The sequence below is a fragment of the Aminivibrio sp. genome (genome assembly GCF_016756745.1).
In the GTDB taxonomy this organism is placed as follows: Bacteria; Synergistota; Synergistia; order Synergistales; family Aminobacteriaceae; genus Aminivibrio.
Genome location: NZ_JAESIH010000039.1, coordinates 1 through 14,166 on the forward strand (window position 1 = coordinate 1; position 14,166 = coordinate 14,166).

General features: G+C 58.3%; 13 protein-coding genes. 2 read left to right on the forward strand and 11 right to left on the reverse strand.

Going from position 1 to position 14,166, the window contains the following annotated elements; all coding sequences use genetic code 11:
• Positions 1-153: 153 nt before the first annotated feature.
• Together ygiD and JMJ95_RS04765 are read right to left on the reverse strand one after the other, a co-directional pair.
• On the reverse strand, positions 154-921 hold the full coding sequence (gene ygiD, locus JMJ95_RS04760) for a 4,5-DOPA dioxygenase extradiol (protein ID WP_290683177.1): 768 nt from the start codon (positions 919-921) through the stop codon (positions 154-156).
• 38 nt (positions 922-959) lie between these two features.
• Complete coding sequence (locus JMJ95_RS04765) at positions 960-1,199, reverse strand: hypothetical protein (RefSeq protein ID WP_290683179.1); 240 nt, start codon at positions 1,197-1,199, stop codon at positions 960-962.
• A gap of 499 nt (positions 1,200-1,698) precedes the next feature.
• On the opposite strand from JMJ95_RS04765, the gene corA reads away from it, so the two are divergent.
• The gene (gene corA, locus JMJ95_RS04770) at positions 1,699-2,781 is read left to right on the forward strand and encodes a magnesium/cobalt transporter CorA (protein ID WP_290683181.1); all 1,083 of its coding nucleotides are present in this window, start codon (positions 1,699-1,701) and stop codon (positions 2,779-2,781) included.
• Between the two features lie 283 nt (positions 2,782-3,064).
• Here corA and JMJ95_RS04775 read toward each other — a convergent pair whose 3' ends face one another.
• The 4 genes from JMJ95_RS04775 to JMJ95_RS04790 form a co-directional block, all read right to left on the reverse strand.
• Positions 3,065-4,354 (reverse strand): ABC transporter permease, encoded by a 1,290-nt coding sequence (locus JMJ95_RS04775; RefSeq protein ID WP_290683183.1) that lies wholly within the window; start codon positions 4,352-4,354, stop codon positions 3,065-3,067.
• Positions 4,354-5,430: an ABC transporter permease gene (locus JMJ95_RS04780; protein ID WP_367153754.1), complete on the reverse strand. Its 1,077-nt coding sequence runs from the start codon at positions 5,428-5,430 to the stop codon at positions 4,354-4,356. Before JMJ95_RS04780 ends, JMJ95_RS04775 begins: the two co-directional genes overlap by 1 nt.
• Positions 5,423-7,039 carry a sugar ABC transporter ATP-binding protein gene (locus JMJ95_RS04785; protein WP_290683185.1) on the reverse strand — a complete coding sequence of 539 codons (1,617 nt, stop codon included), beginning with the start codon at positions 7,037-7,039 and terminating at the stop codon, positions 5,423-5,425. Before JMJ95_RS04785 ends, JMJ95_RS04780 begins: the two co-directional genes overlap by 8 nt.
• A gap of 204 nt (positions 7,040-7,243) precedes the next feature.
• Positions 7,244-8,359, reverse strand: coding sequence for a DUF3798 domain-containing protein (locus JMJ95_RS04790; protein WP_290683187.1), 1,116 nt, complete (start codon positions 8,357-8,359; stop codon positions 7,244-7,246).
• Positions 8,360-8,749: 390 nt separating this feature from the next.
• On the opposite strand from JMJ95_RS04790, the gene JMJ95_RS04795 reads away from it, so the two are divergent.
• Positions 8,750-9,862 carry a Xaa-Pro peptidase family protein gene (locus JMJ95_RS04795; protein ID WP_290683189.1) on the forward strand — a complete coding sequence of 371 codons (1,113 nt, stop codon included), beginning with the start codon at positions 8,750-8,752 and terminating at the stop codon, positions 9,860-9,862.
• A 414-nt stretch (positions 9,863-10,276) separates the two neighbouring features.
• On the opposite strand, the gene JMJ95_RS04800 is transcribed toward JMJ95_RS04795, so the two are convergent.
• Genes JMJ95_RS04800 through JMJ95_RS04820 form a run of 5 tightly spaced genes read right to left on the reverse strand, consistent with a single transcriptional unit; the run spans position 10,277 to position 14,038 of the window.
• Positions 10,277-10,837: a hemerythrin domain-containing protein gene (locus JMJ95_RS04800; RefSeq protein WP_367153755.1), complete on the reverse strand. Its 561-nt coding sequence runs from the start codon at positions 10,835-10,837 to the stop codon at positions 10,277-10,279.
• A gap of 21 nt (positions 10,838-10,858) precedes the next feature.
• Positions 10,859-11,413, reverse strand: a complete 555-nt coding sequence (locus tag JMJ95_RS04805; protein WP_290683191.1) for a peptide deformylase — start codon at positions 11,411-11,413, stop codon at positions 10,859-10,861.
• A 26-nt stretch (positions 11,414-11,439) separates the two neighbouring features.
• On the reverse strand, positions 11,440-11,937 hold the full coding sequence (locus JMJ95_RS04810) for an O-acetyl-ADP-ribose deacetylase (RefSeq protein ID WP_290683193.1): 498 nt from the start codon (positions 11,935-11,937) through the stop codon (positions 11,440-11,442).
• A gap of 42 nt (positions 11,938-11,979) precedes the next feature.
• On the reverse strand, positions 11,980-13,389 hold the full coding sequence (locus JMJ95_RS04815) for an ATP-binding protein (protein WP_290683195.1): 1,410 nt from the start codon (positions 13,387-13,389) through the stop codon (positions 11,980-11,982).
• Between the two features lie 4 nt (positions 13,390-13,393).
• Positions 13,394-14,038: a response regulator transcription factor gene (locus JMJ95_RS04820; RefSeq protein ID WP_290683197.1), complete on the reverse strand. Its 645-nt coding sequence runs from the start codon at positions 14,036-14,038 to the stop codon at positions 13,394-13,396.
• Positions 14,039-14,166: the final 128 nt, after the last annotated feature.

The window sequence follows — 14,166 nt, forward strand, 5'->3', positions numbered from 1 at the left end:
TGTCGCCTATCCGGAGCGGCGGATTCAATCGCAACGTTAAATTACATCACCCAGAAGTTATCGTATACATCGGGGGTACCTTTGTTAAGACGGTTCAGGTTAATTCCTTACGGGTCCCAAGGTATCCCCGGATTTTCTCGCATCCGGCGTCTGTCATCCGATCTCTATGCATCTCATGGAAATACTGCCGTTCTGTATCTCTTCGAATATTGTCCCGGCTCTTTGCCCCTCTGCCCTCATTCCCATGATATAGAGCAGCGGGAGGAAATGTTCGTCCGTCGGAATGGACATTCTGTAGTCGGGCATTTTCTCCCTGTAATAAATGAGCTTCTCAATCTCATGGCTCTCTATCGCTTCCTTCAGCCAGAGGTCGGCTTTCATCGCCCATGGGAACGGCTTCTGGTTTTGGTCAAAGCTGATGTTTCGTAAATTATGAACCATATTCCCGCTTCCCATGAACAATATCCCGTTCCGACCGAGTTTCGCCAGCCTCTTCCCCATTTCATAATGCTCTTCTTCAGTTTTGTTGACGTCGAGGCTCATCTCCAGCACGGGAACGTCTTTCTCCGGATACATATGCCTGATCACCGCCCATGCGGCATGGTCAATCCCGCGCTCCGGGTCTTCTGATACCCCCAGCCCTGCGTTTGCGATCATGGCTGCGATTTCAGGGGAACCGTCGGGCGCATATTCGAGCCTGTACAGCTCGTCCGGAAAGCCCCAGAAATCATAAATCTGCTGGGGGTTTCCGCCGCTCGTAATGAACGTCCCCCTGGTCTGCCAGTGGGCTGAAATGACGACAACGGCCTCAGGCTTCGGGATTTTTTTCGCATAGGCGCTGAGGAATCGGGAATACCTGTTATCCGCAATCGCATTTTCCGGGGAACCATGTCCGATGAAGACAGGATTCAGAATAGCCATAACGGGCCTCCTTTCATTCAAAACAGCAATTCCTTTTTTTACGTCTGGTCATCACTGGGGCGGATCCGGAAATGGGGGGTGTAAAATGGCCCCCGGGTCCTTGAAATATCCGCTGTAGAGCCCAGGAACACCTTTTCCGGCTGCTTCGCCACCGTTGCGCCGGACCGGACAGCCTGTGCCATGCCTTCGTCCACTTGCGCCTCGGACTGAACGTTGCGGGCCAGGGTGAAGGCTTCAAAACCGCTGCCCTCAGGTGAAACCTGGGCGTCTTCAGCCAACGCCTCCCGAGGGTACAGGCTCGGCCACGCGCCGTGGATGATGAAAAGGCAACTTTCGGCGGCATTTCCATCCGGGAGAAGCCAAGTCCCTTCCCGTAGAATTTTACCGCTCACTCGAGATCCCGAACACCGAGAGTGATCATGTTGATTCTTGGTTTCATGGCGTGATTCCCTCCTTTTGGCAGAGCTGAAACATGGTACCGCCGTCACGGGCATTTTGGACCTTGCACGGAAGGCAAAAAAGGCGAGAGGTGAAAAAAGCTGCGGGCAGCCGCACTTCTTCTTTGCCCGATCCATCGTTTCAATGGTTTTCTGCCCTGACGGTAGGAGCGGTTTTCGAAAAAAAATTGATTACTGGCCGCCTGAAACGTATCATAGCCCCAGGAGTACCACCGAACGCTGTTTCACTCTCCCGAAACAGCCGGTCCGAACGGGGGGACGAAAACCGGTTTGTCTCCGTCAGTGGACCGATTAAAAAGAAGAGGTGAAAAGAGAAAAAATGTCCTCGAAAAGAAGCGAACGAAGGAAACACGCCGGATATGGATCCAAGGCAGGCATGTCGCCCGGCACCATGATTTTCATAGGAGAACAACAGGTGGAGAATGCCCGCATCGACATCATCCGGTATGATGTATCGACGCTCAGTGAAATGGGCGATGTCTCTCCGGATCAATGCCGGGACTGCTCCGCAGCCCCCGGGGTGACGTGGATCAATGTCAACGGCATCCATAACGTCGCGCTGATAGAGTCGCTGGGGAAACACTTCGACATTCACCCGCTGACGCTGGAAGATATCGTCAACACCTCCCAGCGGCCGAAAGTTGAAGAATTCCCGAACTATGTCTATGCCGTTCTGAAAATGATGGTCTACGATGAAGGAGCAGACAGGCTCGAAATTGAACACGTCAGCCTGATTTTTGGAGAGAACTATGTCATTTCCTTTCAGGAGCACGAAGGAGACGTGTTTGACTCTGTGCGGGAGCGGATCAGGAACGCAAAGGGCAGAATCCGTTCGATGAAAGCGGATTTTCTGGCCTATGCTCTCATGGACGCTGCCGTGGATAATTATTTTCTGGCCCTGGAGCGTATCGGGGACCGGATCGAGAACATGGACGACCGTATCCTGGCCCACCCAGAACCGGGGGATATTCAGGATGTGCACCATCTGAAACTGGAAATTCTGAGTTTCCGCAAGGCCGTATGGCCGCTTCGCGAAGAGGTCGGCGCACTGGAAAAGAGTGAAACTGTCCTGATCCGGCCGGAAACCAGGGTCTTTCTGCGGGATCTGTACGACCACATCATCCAGGTCATCGACATGGTGGAGACGTTTCGGGACATTCTGGGCGGCATTCACGACACCTATTTGTCCAGCGTCAGCAACCGCATGAACGAAATCATGAAAGTGCTCACCATCATTTCCACGATCTTCATCCCCATGACGTTCATCGCCGGAGTGTACGGCATGAACTTCGAACACATGCCCGAGCTGAAATGGCCCTTCGGCTACTACCTGGCCTGGGCTGTCATGCTCATGGTAGCCTTCAGCCTGCTTTTCTTTTTCAAACGAAGGAAATGGTTTTGAAGGGCGGGGAAAATCCGCAATAATCGCCGCCACGCACAGGGGCAGCATCAGGAAGGTGCCGCTTGTCCCGGAGTGCGGCAAAGAGCGTAAAGACGAGGTATCCGCACCGCCACCGGCGTCGGGCTTCAGAAACATTCAGGATGCGGGCCTTTTCGTCCTTCCCGGCGGTTTCCCTGCGTAAATATCCGGCAGAAATCAGTAAAATGAACGGTACAAAAAACGCCCCCCGCCTTTTTCGGCAAGAAAAGGCGGGGGGAGCTGTTTCCCTATGGTGCAGAGTGGGCTATTCTACCACGATCCGGCTCTTCTTGTTGGCCTTCCAGACGTGGATGCCGAGGGCCACGCCGATGACGCCGTAGACCATGAAGGTCCTGAAGTATTCGCCCAGTAGGGCCTGGCCGAAGAGGGACTGGCCGATCTCCGGCGACATGATGAACATGGCGTTGAAGAGGATGGTCCCGAAGATGGCGTGGGTTATGCCGGCCTTCGAGGTGGAGGCGCCGCCCACGAGAAGGGCCGCCACGGAGAACATGCCGATCTGGGTGTGGGCGTTGTAGGTGTTCAGGGTGCCCATGTTCTGCAGGTAGATGATCTGCCCCCAGGAGGCGAGCACGGTGGAGATCATGGTGGCGATGATCCTCGTCCTGTCCACGTTGATCCCCGAAACTTCCGCCGTGTGCTGACTCTGCCCCACCGACCGGAAATCCTGGCCCAGCTTGGTCTTCATGATGAGCACCGTGAAAACGCAGAGGCCGATGATCAGAAGCCCAGTCACCACGGGAACCTTGCGGACCATCATGAGCTCGGATTTCGTCACCATGGCGTGGATCGCCACCCCCGCAAGGGCGAGGCACAGGCCCCCGTTGACGATGAGAGACGACCGGCTGTTCAGGTACGAGCGGCCTTTCCGTATGTTGAGCCAGTAACGGACCACAATCAGCAGGAACAGTCCAATGGCCACCGCAAGGATCGCGTGGACGAAGGGGACCTGGTAGATGTTGTCCAGGGCGTATTTAAGGCCGCCCTGCTTGACCGGGACAAGGTCCACGGTCATCCGTATGCCGACTCCGTCAGGCTTGATCATGGGGTGGGTTGCGGGAACGGCAATGATCACGCCGACGACGAAGAGAAAGAGGAACTGGTAGATGCCGTTGGCGAAGAATCCGACAATGAGGCTGGCGATCATCTCCTGCCCCCGGGTTTTGTTGTAGAGTCTCCCGGTGAAGTAACCGCAGAGAGCCGCAACCACCATGGCCGTGGCGAAGCAGAACAGAAGGCCCGATATGCCCCCCATTTCGAAGTATCGGGCTATGGCGATGGCCACCTGGCCGGACATGGCGCCGATGACGATGCCGAAGTTGAGGCCGAGGCCCGCAAGGACCGGGATGATAAGAGAGAGGACGAGGAAGGAGTTTCGGAAGACCCTGCTGGAAAGCTCTGAGAAAAAGTAGCCCACGGATACCCCACTGGAGACCATGAAGCCGAAAAGGGTAAAGGCCACGAAGATGATGGTCACCAGGTTTTCAAGAATCCAGGAGCCGGCGCCGTTCGAGTTCCTGTTGAGTCCGTCCATTACTGCACACCTCTTTTTACCTGGGTCAGGGCATAAAGTATGATTCCGTTCTGGATGATCATCCGCATGATTTCCGACAGGTCAGTGCCGACGAAGATTTCGTTGGCCACCGGAAGGGCCGTGGTGAGGAGTCCCTGAAAGAGGACGACGCCGATGACAACGTGAGAAACCTTCGCCCGGGAGGCCGTGGCTCCTCCGATGAGGATTGCCGCCACGGCGGGGAAGGCCATCATCAGGGGCGCCGTGTAGAGCTGGGCGTACCCGTAGCTCTGGGAGTAGACGATGATGCCTATGGCACCGAGAATGGTGGAAACCACGTTTGCCAGGATCCGGTTCCGGTCGATGTTCAGGCCCGCAGCCTGGGCGAATTTCGGGTTGATTCCCCCGGCGGAAATGGCGATTCCGAGCTTCGACCTGAAGAAGAGCCGGACGAGGAAGGCGAAGAAGGCGAAGGTGAGAAGAAGTCCCGTGGGAACGATCACGTCACCGACGGTGAACAGGAGAAATTTGTTGAGGATCTGGGCTCCGCCAACAGCGTCGAGCTGGATGGTCTCCCGAAGACCCCTGCCGATGAACCAGCCCATTTTCGGGTTGCGGAAAGGGATCATGAGCCACGCCAGGCACATCAGGGCCACGATGGAGAAGCCGGTATAGGTGGCGATGGTCATCTCCGAGCCCTTGACGGCGTTCATCAGCTTGCCGTAGCCGTAGCCCACCGCGGCCGCCAGGGGAATCGCGAGGGCGAAGGATGTCAGGAGCCACGCCATCCCCGTCATGTCCATTTCAATGGACGTGACGAGCCCCAGGAGCCCGCAGACGATCCCGATGGGAAGGGCGAAGTTCGGTCCCGTGCCCGACTGGATGGCCGGCACCATGGCGAGGACGAGGATGCCGTTCATCCCGGCCCGCTTGATGGTGTCGCTGACGAGGGTGGACATGGAGATCCCCACGAAATGGCCGGCAACCAGAGTGAGTACCCAGAAGACGGCGATGATCACCGTTGGGAGGCCGATATCCCCAAACAGGCTCCCGGAAGTCCGCAGATGGTTGTTGCCGTTCCCGTTCATCTCAGCCATGATGGGCACTCCTTTCGGGTGTTTCTTCCGCTTTCAGGCCCCTGCTGCCGGACATCATCAGGCCGAAGTCCGCATCGGAAGCATCCGGAGGCAGCACGCCTTCCACTTTGCCCTCGCAGACGATGACGATCCTGTCGCAGATGCTCCGCAGCTCCGCCAGTTCGGACGAGGTCATGACGATGGTCATTCCCTTCTCCTCGTTGAGTTTAAGAAGCAGGTCGAGGATCAGCTTCTTTGCTCCTATGTCGATACCCCGCGTGGGCTCCGAGACGAAAAGAAACACGGGATCCTGGGTGAGAGCCCGGGCAACGCAGACTTTCTGCTGGTTGCCGCCGCTCAGGCTGCCCGCGTGCTGCAGGGGGGATTCGCAGCGGATGTCGAGGTCTTTGATCATATTCAGGGCATGTTTTCGAATCCCGGCGTCGTCCTGGAAGCGGAAGGGGCCCGCCTTCTTGAGGAACCGGTTCCCCACCTGCATTGCGGTGAAGGCGATGTTCAGTTCAATTGACTCGTTCAGCAGGAGGCCGACGCCCTTTCTGTCCTCGCTGACGAAACCGATGCCCGAGGCGATGGCGGCATGGGGATCGCCCAAGGTCATGGGCTTGCCGTTGAAAACCACCTCACCCCTGGCCGGATAGGTTCCCATGATGCCGTTGGCTATGCCGAGCTTTCCCTGCCCGGCAAGACCTCCGATACCGACGATTTCTCCCTTCCGGATATCGAGGTCGATGCCCCGGACCATCTCTCCCGGCATGCCCACATGCAGGTTCCGTATACGGAGGATAACCTCGTCGGAAACCTTCCGCCCCTTGGACTGAACCCGGTCGATGGCCACCTTGCGCCCGATCATCAGGGCGGCGATCTCCACGGCGCTCGTGTCTTCGATATTCTTGGTGGCGACGAGTTCTCCGTCCCGGAGGATGGTGACCCTGTCGGCAACATTGATGATTTCGTCGAGCCTGTGACTGATAAAGACAATGCCGATGCCTTTCGCGGCCAGGCGTTTGACGGCCGCGAGAAGATTCCGGGCCTCCGTCTCGGTGAGCACCGCGGTGGGCTCGTCGAAGACGAGGATCTTGATGCCCTTTTTGTCGATCTCCCGGGCTATTTCCACGAACTGCATGTGCCCTACGGGGAGCCCCGCCACCAGGATGTATTCGTCAATTCCCATGTCGAGGCTGTCCAGGGCCTTGCGGGCGTCGGCGTTCATGGACGCCATATCGAGGGTTTCAAGCCGTTTCCCGAAGATCCGGGAGACGGGGTTCGGGGTGGTGATTTCCCTGTTGATCTTGATGTTTTCAGTGATCGAGTAGCCCGGGATGAGCATGAACTCCTGGTGGACCATGCCTATCCCGGCGTACATGGCCTGGTGGGGCGACTTGAAGCTGATTTTCTCTCCGTCTATCAGGACATCGCCCTCATAGCCGCCGGTGCTCGTGATGACGGGCATGCCGAAGAGGATGTTCATCAGGGTGGACTTTCCGGCGCCGTTCTCTCCGATGAGGGCGTGAATTTCCCCTTTTTTTACGTCGAAACTGATGTTCGTCAGAACGCTGTTTCCGTAGTAGCTCTTGGATATGTTCCTGAACTGGAGAAGGCTGTCGCTCAACGCATTACCCCCTGTACATCAAAAATCGGGATGAAGGCTGCAAAAATAAGCGGGGGCGAACGGATTCAACCCCGGCAGGGGTTTCCCGGCACTGAAGCTGTTCGCCGAAAACCCCTGCTTCGCTGAAGGATCCATTCGTCCCCGGACACCGCTCGTGATGCCGTTTTTTGTTCAAAAAATCAACCTCGTACAGCCTCTTTTGCCCTAGTAGGTCAGGAAGTCCATCAGGACGAACAGGTAGTTGTCGTACTTCTTGCCCGCTTCGTCAACGTAGGGGGTCGCGGAAACTGTGACCTTGGCGTAATCGGCCATGCACTGCTCCAGGACCTTTATGTCGATCTTGTCGAAGGGAACCTCGCCTGCCATGACCTTGAAGGCATACTCCGTGGAGGCCACGGTGGACATCATAGCGACGGGCACCGGCCACGTGGAAAGCCTGCCTGACATGCCCTTTTCCTTCAGGATCCGCCGGGTCTCATCGATAACGTGCTGGAGGTCACCGGGCTTGGAGCTGTCGGACTCGATGCCGAGAGCCGTGGGGAACCCGTGGTAGGGCGACGGGCAGCAGGGCTGGGGATAGATGGCGCCTGTATCGACGACGGCCTTGATAAGGGGGATCTGCATGGCGCAGTTCGTGGAGAAGAACGCCGTATCCTTGCCGTATTTCGCCACCATCTTCGGCACGTCCTCGAGGATGAACTGCTGGGCGCCGGGAAGGCCGGAGTCGCCGGTGGGGTCCGGAGCCGTGGCGTCAACGAACTCGAGGCCGATCTCGGCACACTTCTTCTTCATGAGCTCCCTGCGGGAGGAAAGAAGCACCTGGGACATGTGGCGGGGGAATGAATAGTGAACAAAGACCTTCGCACCGAGCTTCTTCGCCTGGACCGGAATGGCGTTGCCCATGGCCAGTTCGTCGGGCTGCAGGATGAGCTGGGCTCTGGACGCCACATCGGGAGGATTCTCCTGGGGAGTGCTGTAGACGATAAAGACATCGTCCCGCGTCTCGAGCAGCTTGTCCACCGCCGCGTTCGTTCCGGGTACGGCCTGGTTGATGACCAGTGCCTTCACATCCTGGTCGTAGGCGAGCTTGGCGACGACGCTGACCATCTGCTCCTGCTCCGCCATGAAATTGTCGGGCCACGTCACGTGGACGATCCTGTCGCCGTACTTTGCGACCATCTCCTGGGCGGAGCGGTACTCTTCCTCGTTCTGCGATACGGTGTTGGTCACGATCGCGACCTTCCCGGGACCGGCAAGGACCGGTGCGGCAAGACTGAAGACCATGGCGGCAACCAGCAGAACACCAAAAACCTTCTTCATTTAATTCCCTCCCCTTCGATTAAAAAAATTGACCTGCGGCTCCGGCGGAAAAAATGGTGCCGGTGCAATAATATTCCTGACAGATTTTTAAGTCAATCCTAATGGAACCGCACCAAAAATATACCACAGTTTATATGTGTGTCGAAATATGAAAGGTTTGGGCATAATTTATGGTATGCAATATAGGCCGATCTATAATTTGGCATATGTCTGCCGCGCTCTTTTCCTCCTCGGGCATGGGCTCTCTGTGGATTATGAACAAAAGAAGTATTATGATGGGGGCGGAAAAAAATACATCCCGCATGAAACAGCAGCCGTTCCCCGGACAGTTCCTGCCGCGGGAAAGGATTGGTGTGCGCCGCAAAAAAACACCACTACGGGGGGAAATAAATGATCAATCGGAAAAGAGTGGAACTGCTGGCAGCGGAATTGAAGAAGCTGGGGCTCGACGCCGTTTACCTCGGCCCTTCAGCGGACCTGGAGTACATCGGCGGGCTGGACACCCACCCCGACGAGAGGGTCAGGGGGCTGATGGTGTCGAAGGATGGCCGCTGCTTCGCCATGACACCGCTGCTCTACAGGGAGGAAATGGTCAACGCCTTCGGCGACGTCCCCTTCTATGCCGAATGGAACGACCACGAGGGCTTTACCGGCGCGTTCAGACGGGGCTGCGAACACCTGGGCATCGTCGGGGGGAAGATCGCCTTCAATGACGGCGTCAGGGCAGTGGACATGCTCGCCGTCCGGGATGCCATGGACCTCCAGATGTGCAATGGGGCAGGCATCCTCGATCCTCTCCGCTCCCGCAAGGACGAGGATGAGCTGGCCGTCATGCGGGAGGCGTCCCGCATTGTGGACGAGGTAGTCGGCAAGCTGCGGGATTTCATCCGGCCGGGCATGACGGAACGGCAGATCGCGAAAAAGATTCCCGAGTTTTTCGAGGAAGCAGGTTCCAACGAAATTTCCTTCGCTCCCATCGTGGCCGGAGGCCCCAACGGCTCCATGCCCCATTACGGCGGCGACCAAAGGGTCATCGAAGAAAACGACGTGATCATCATCGACCTCGGCGGACGGTACAAATCCTACTGTTCCGACACCACCCGGACCTTCTTCACGGGCACACCCACCGAGGAGCAGAAGAAAGTGTACGAGATCGTCAGGCAGGCCCAGGCGGCGGGAGAAGCAGCCGTGAAGCCCGGCGCCACGGGACAGGACGTGGACAGGGCGGCGCGGCAGGTCATCATCGATGCGGGGTACGGCGAGTACTTCTTCAACCGGGTCGGTCACGGGATAGGCCTGGCGGTCCACGAATCACCCTACATGATCGAGGGCAACGACAAGCCGCTGGAACCGGGGAACGTCTTCAGCGTGGAGCCGGGCATCTACCTGCCGGGCAAGTTCGGGGTCAGGATCGAAAACATCGTGGCGGTCAGGGCCGACGGAACAGGCGAAGCGCTGAACCATTTCCCGAGGGACCTGGACTCGGTATGCATCCGGGGATAAAGGGCCGCCGGCCTGTCCCTCCAGGGCAAAGATGCCGGTTTGAACCGGCGGCAAAGATACTAAAAAAGTCCCGGGGCGTTTCCAAACGCCCCGGGACTTCCGTTTTTCCGGCACAGCCGTCACTTTTCCTCCGGGTGCAGGTACCCGCCGGCCTGGCGCATTGTGATAAGACATGCCTTCCAAAAACATCTCCCTGGCGTAGTCCGTGACGCACCCCGTCCGCCCCACCGTGAGACTTTTCAGTTCCTCGACCTCGTCCGTCTTCAGATGAACATCCATCACTGCACTTCCCCTGATTTCAGCCGGAAGCACCTGCCGTCATCGGAGCAAGGGGAAGTGTATTGTCATTTCAGAATAGGAGAACTCTTTGCCCGAAGAAGAGCTCCGGTTTTCCCCGGTATCTCCCGTCCGGCTTCAGCCGGTGTAGGTCTCCCGCAGGCGGTCCAGAAGGGCGTGGAATTCTTCGTGCTTTCCCTTGCCGATCCGCTCCTCTTCGAGTTTTTCAAACTCCCGGAAGAGTTCTTCGTCCTTCGCGGCGTCGAGGCGTTGTTCGGCCATGACGAGGAGGACATTGTCCTCCTTCTGGATGTGCTGCCGGAGCAGGGCCGTATATTCGCCTGCATTCTCCGCAAACAGGGTGATTCCTTCCCTGTCGCCGGCCTTCATGGCCTCGATGCCCCGCTTCATGCCGGCGATGCACTCCAGCCCTTTCCGGTGTTCGCTGAGCATTACGCCGATGGGACCTCCATCGTTTGGGATGCCCGCGGCCTCGAGACCCGGAAAGAGAAATTCCTCCTCCTTGCCGTGATGGCACGTGTCGGCAAAGACGGAGAGGAATTCCGTCATCCCGTCGAGATGGCCTAAATCCGCAGGCTCTCCGTCTCTCAGCTTCTCTGCCGCACCGTCCAGGATGTCCGGCATGACCTCAATGCCTCTGTGCTCGTTCCTCAGCTCTTTCCTTTCGCGGGTCAGAATAGAAACCTCCGAAGAGAGGACTCAGCTCTCTATGGTGGGGACAATGGAATAGTCGCATTGGCCGTCGTAGAACTCTCGGTGCTTCCGGTACTCCGCCGTGTAGACAATATCTCCCGTCCCGATGGCCCTGTCAACGGCAAGCACGCCGTCCAGGTGGTCCATTTCGTGCTGCAGCAGCTCCGATTCTGCCTGACCTATGTTCGTCCATTCCTGCAGGGCGCCCTTTTCGTCCCGGTACCGTATGCTGACGGACCGGTGCCGCCGCACCCGCACCATCAGGTCCGGGAAGGACATGCAGTCATCCCAGAGTGTGAAGGTTTCCGGGCTTCTTGAAATGATCTCCGGGTTGGCTATCACGAAGGGACCCTTCCCCAGGTTCAGGGCGATGAGCCGCTTCGAAATGCCGATCTGGGGAGCAGCGATGCCCCTGCCGAAGCCGTGCTCCTTCCGGAAGAGCTCCAGGGCCTCCTTGAGATCCTCCATCTCCTCTTTCAGCAGGGAATCGGAAAAATCCTCCACGGCGGCGCATTTCCGCCGCAGAAGGGGATCGCCGAGTATCAGGACCGGTCTTTTCATCATCACGCCTCCAAAATAGCAAAAATTTACGCCAGCAGTTTTTCGTAGATCGTTCGGTCCCTTTCGGAGAAGCAGCAGAAAAGAACTTCTTCGATCCCCGGGTATTTGACGATTTCATCCCGCACGGTGGACACGGCGATCCGGGCGGCCTGTTCCACCGGGTAGCCGTAGACGCCGGTGCTGATGGAGGGAAAAGCGATGGACTTCACCCCCGCCCCTGATGCCAGTTCCAGCGAACGCCTGTAGCACGATGCGAGAAGTTCTGCCTCGCCCCGGTCGCCTCCGCGCCACACCGGTCCCACGGTGTGTATGACATACTTCGCCGGGAGCCGATATCCTTTTGTGATTTTAGCGTCTCCTGTGGCGCACCCGCCGAGCTTTCTGCACTCCTCCAGAAGCTCCGGTCCCGCTGCGCGGTGGATGGCCCCGTCCACTCCCCCGCCGCCGAGCAGGGAATTGTTGGCGGCGTTGACGACAGCGTCCACCATAAGGGTCGTTATGTCCGCTTTCACAACTGACAGCATTTCAATCACCCTCCCTGAAAGTATGCCCGGCGTCCCGCGACCTCACGCCGGGATCGAAAAAATCCCCCGGGGCGAAAACGGGAAGACTATATCGATCCTGCAGCCCCCCCCGGGAGAGGAATCCAGCTTCATGGCTCCGCCCAGCAGCCTGACGCGCTCGTTCATGTTGGCAAGGCCCCTGTGCCCCGTGGTGCGGAGCTCTTCGTATTCTGTGCCGGAAAACCGAGCCGCCTCGAATCCGTCACCGTCGTCTTCCATGGTGAAATGAACGGCATCCCCTTCTTTTTTCAGCAGCGCCCTGACGGACCGGGCCCTGCCGTGGCGGGCCGAGTTGGAAACCGCCTCCTGGAAGATCCGGACCAGGGCCAGACAGTTTTCTTCGGAAAGAACGTCAAGATCCTCGTCCACCTCCACGTCGATTACCAGGCCCTCGTAGGCGCGGGATAGCCGGTCGGCGTTCTCCTGCATGGCGCTGGCAAGCCCCAGCCTGATCCAGGAGGGGGAGAGCTCGTCGCAGTAGTCCCGGATCTCCTTTGCCGAGACCTGAACGACTCCTTCGGCAGAATCCAGATGACGGAGCAATTCTTCCGCGTCGGGCGGAAGGCTCTCCTTCGCAAGCTGGATGCGCTTTATGGCCGCCACGGACGACTGGAGGGGCCCGTCGTGGAGCTCCCTGGCCAGATGTCTCCGGGTCTCCTCCTCTACCTTCACCAGGTCGGTCACATACTGCCGCTTCAGCTCCTCCTTGGCTATCGCCTCTTCCGCGAGGGTACCGATGACGGCTGACAGAGATTCAAGTTCATACAGGGGACCGCTGTAGAGCTCCGGAAGATGGTCTTTCCCCCACCGCATTCCCCGGATTTTTTCCGACAGCCTCCGGAGCGGCACGGCCAGGTACCTCCAGAGGAGAATCATGCCCAGAAAAATCGCGGCGGAGGTGGCCATGGTGGTGAGAATCCAGAATCTCCATATTTCAGCCAGGGGAGCGAGCAGCACGGTCCTCGACACCGCCGCGAGAATGTAGCTGCCGTCTTCCAGTCCCCTCTTTGCCACGTAGTAGTCATTGCCATCCTCGCCCCGGACTTTCCTTGGCTCTTCGGAGAGGCCGGCCCCGTTCCGGAGAAAAAGGAGCCTCCCCGCTCCGGGCGACGCCGCGGCGACCCGTCCGTCCGGCCCTATCAAAAGGACACCCCCCGCTCCGCCGTCCCTCAGCGCGGGATCGGTGGAGAGCATGCGGAAATGCATCTGGCCCATGGGCCTGTGCCTTTGGGACATGCCTCTTCCCATTGCCGTTCCGCCGGCGAAGTTCTCCGCAAGATCCAGAACATAGGAACGCATCATGGAGTCCATGGCCTCCTCCTGGGCACGGAAGGCGTGAAGGGAGAGGAGGAATCCCGCCGCGGTGAGGATGGTGACGAGAAGCATGAGTACGACGAGCAGGTTCTTTCTCAACCCGTTACCCCCTCTCTCCGTTCAAAAACCTGAGTTCGTCCAGCAGCACGATCCCCTTCTTCAGTGCCAGGAGGATAGCTTCCGTCTTGTTCCGTGCGCCGAGCTTTCCGTAAATGGAGGTCAGGTGGGCCGCCACCGTCCGCTCGGTTATGGAGAGGATCGACGCCACTTCGGAAGCGGGCAGCCCCTGCCCGGCAAGGATAAGCACTTCCCTCTCCCGGGCCGAGAGTTCTTCGGCAGGCTCGTCATTGCCGACAAGGGATACGGAGGGGTCGAGATAAAAACCCCCCCGGGCCGTGTCGAAGACCGCCTTCCGCAGTTCCTCCAGGGGGGCGGACTTGAGGATGAACCCCTTCGCTCCTGCACGGAGAGAGGCCATGACATACTGGTGGGCGCTGTAGGCCGTGAGCATCAGCACAGCGGTCTTCAGGCCGTTTTTTCGTATCCTGGCCGCGATGTCTATTCCTCCGGCTCCGGGCATCTCGATATCCAGCAGGGCAAGGTCCGGCTGAAGATCAAGGATGGACTGCCAGGCGGACTCCCCGTCGGAGGCGATTCCCGCCAGCTCCACCCCTTCCTCCTTTTCCAGCCAGGCCGCGAGTCCCGACCGGGTGAGGGGGTGGTCGTCGGCAAGCAGTATCCGTATCATGTTCCTTCCTCCTTCCCGACAGCGCTTTCGCTGTGTTCCTATGGGCAGATTGTAGCATGACGCCCTGGAGCGGAATTGTCATTTCTTACAATAGTGAAACCGGCAGATCCGACCATGCGGCCTTCAGC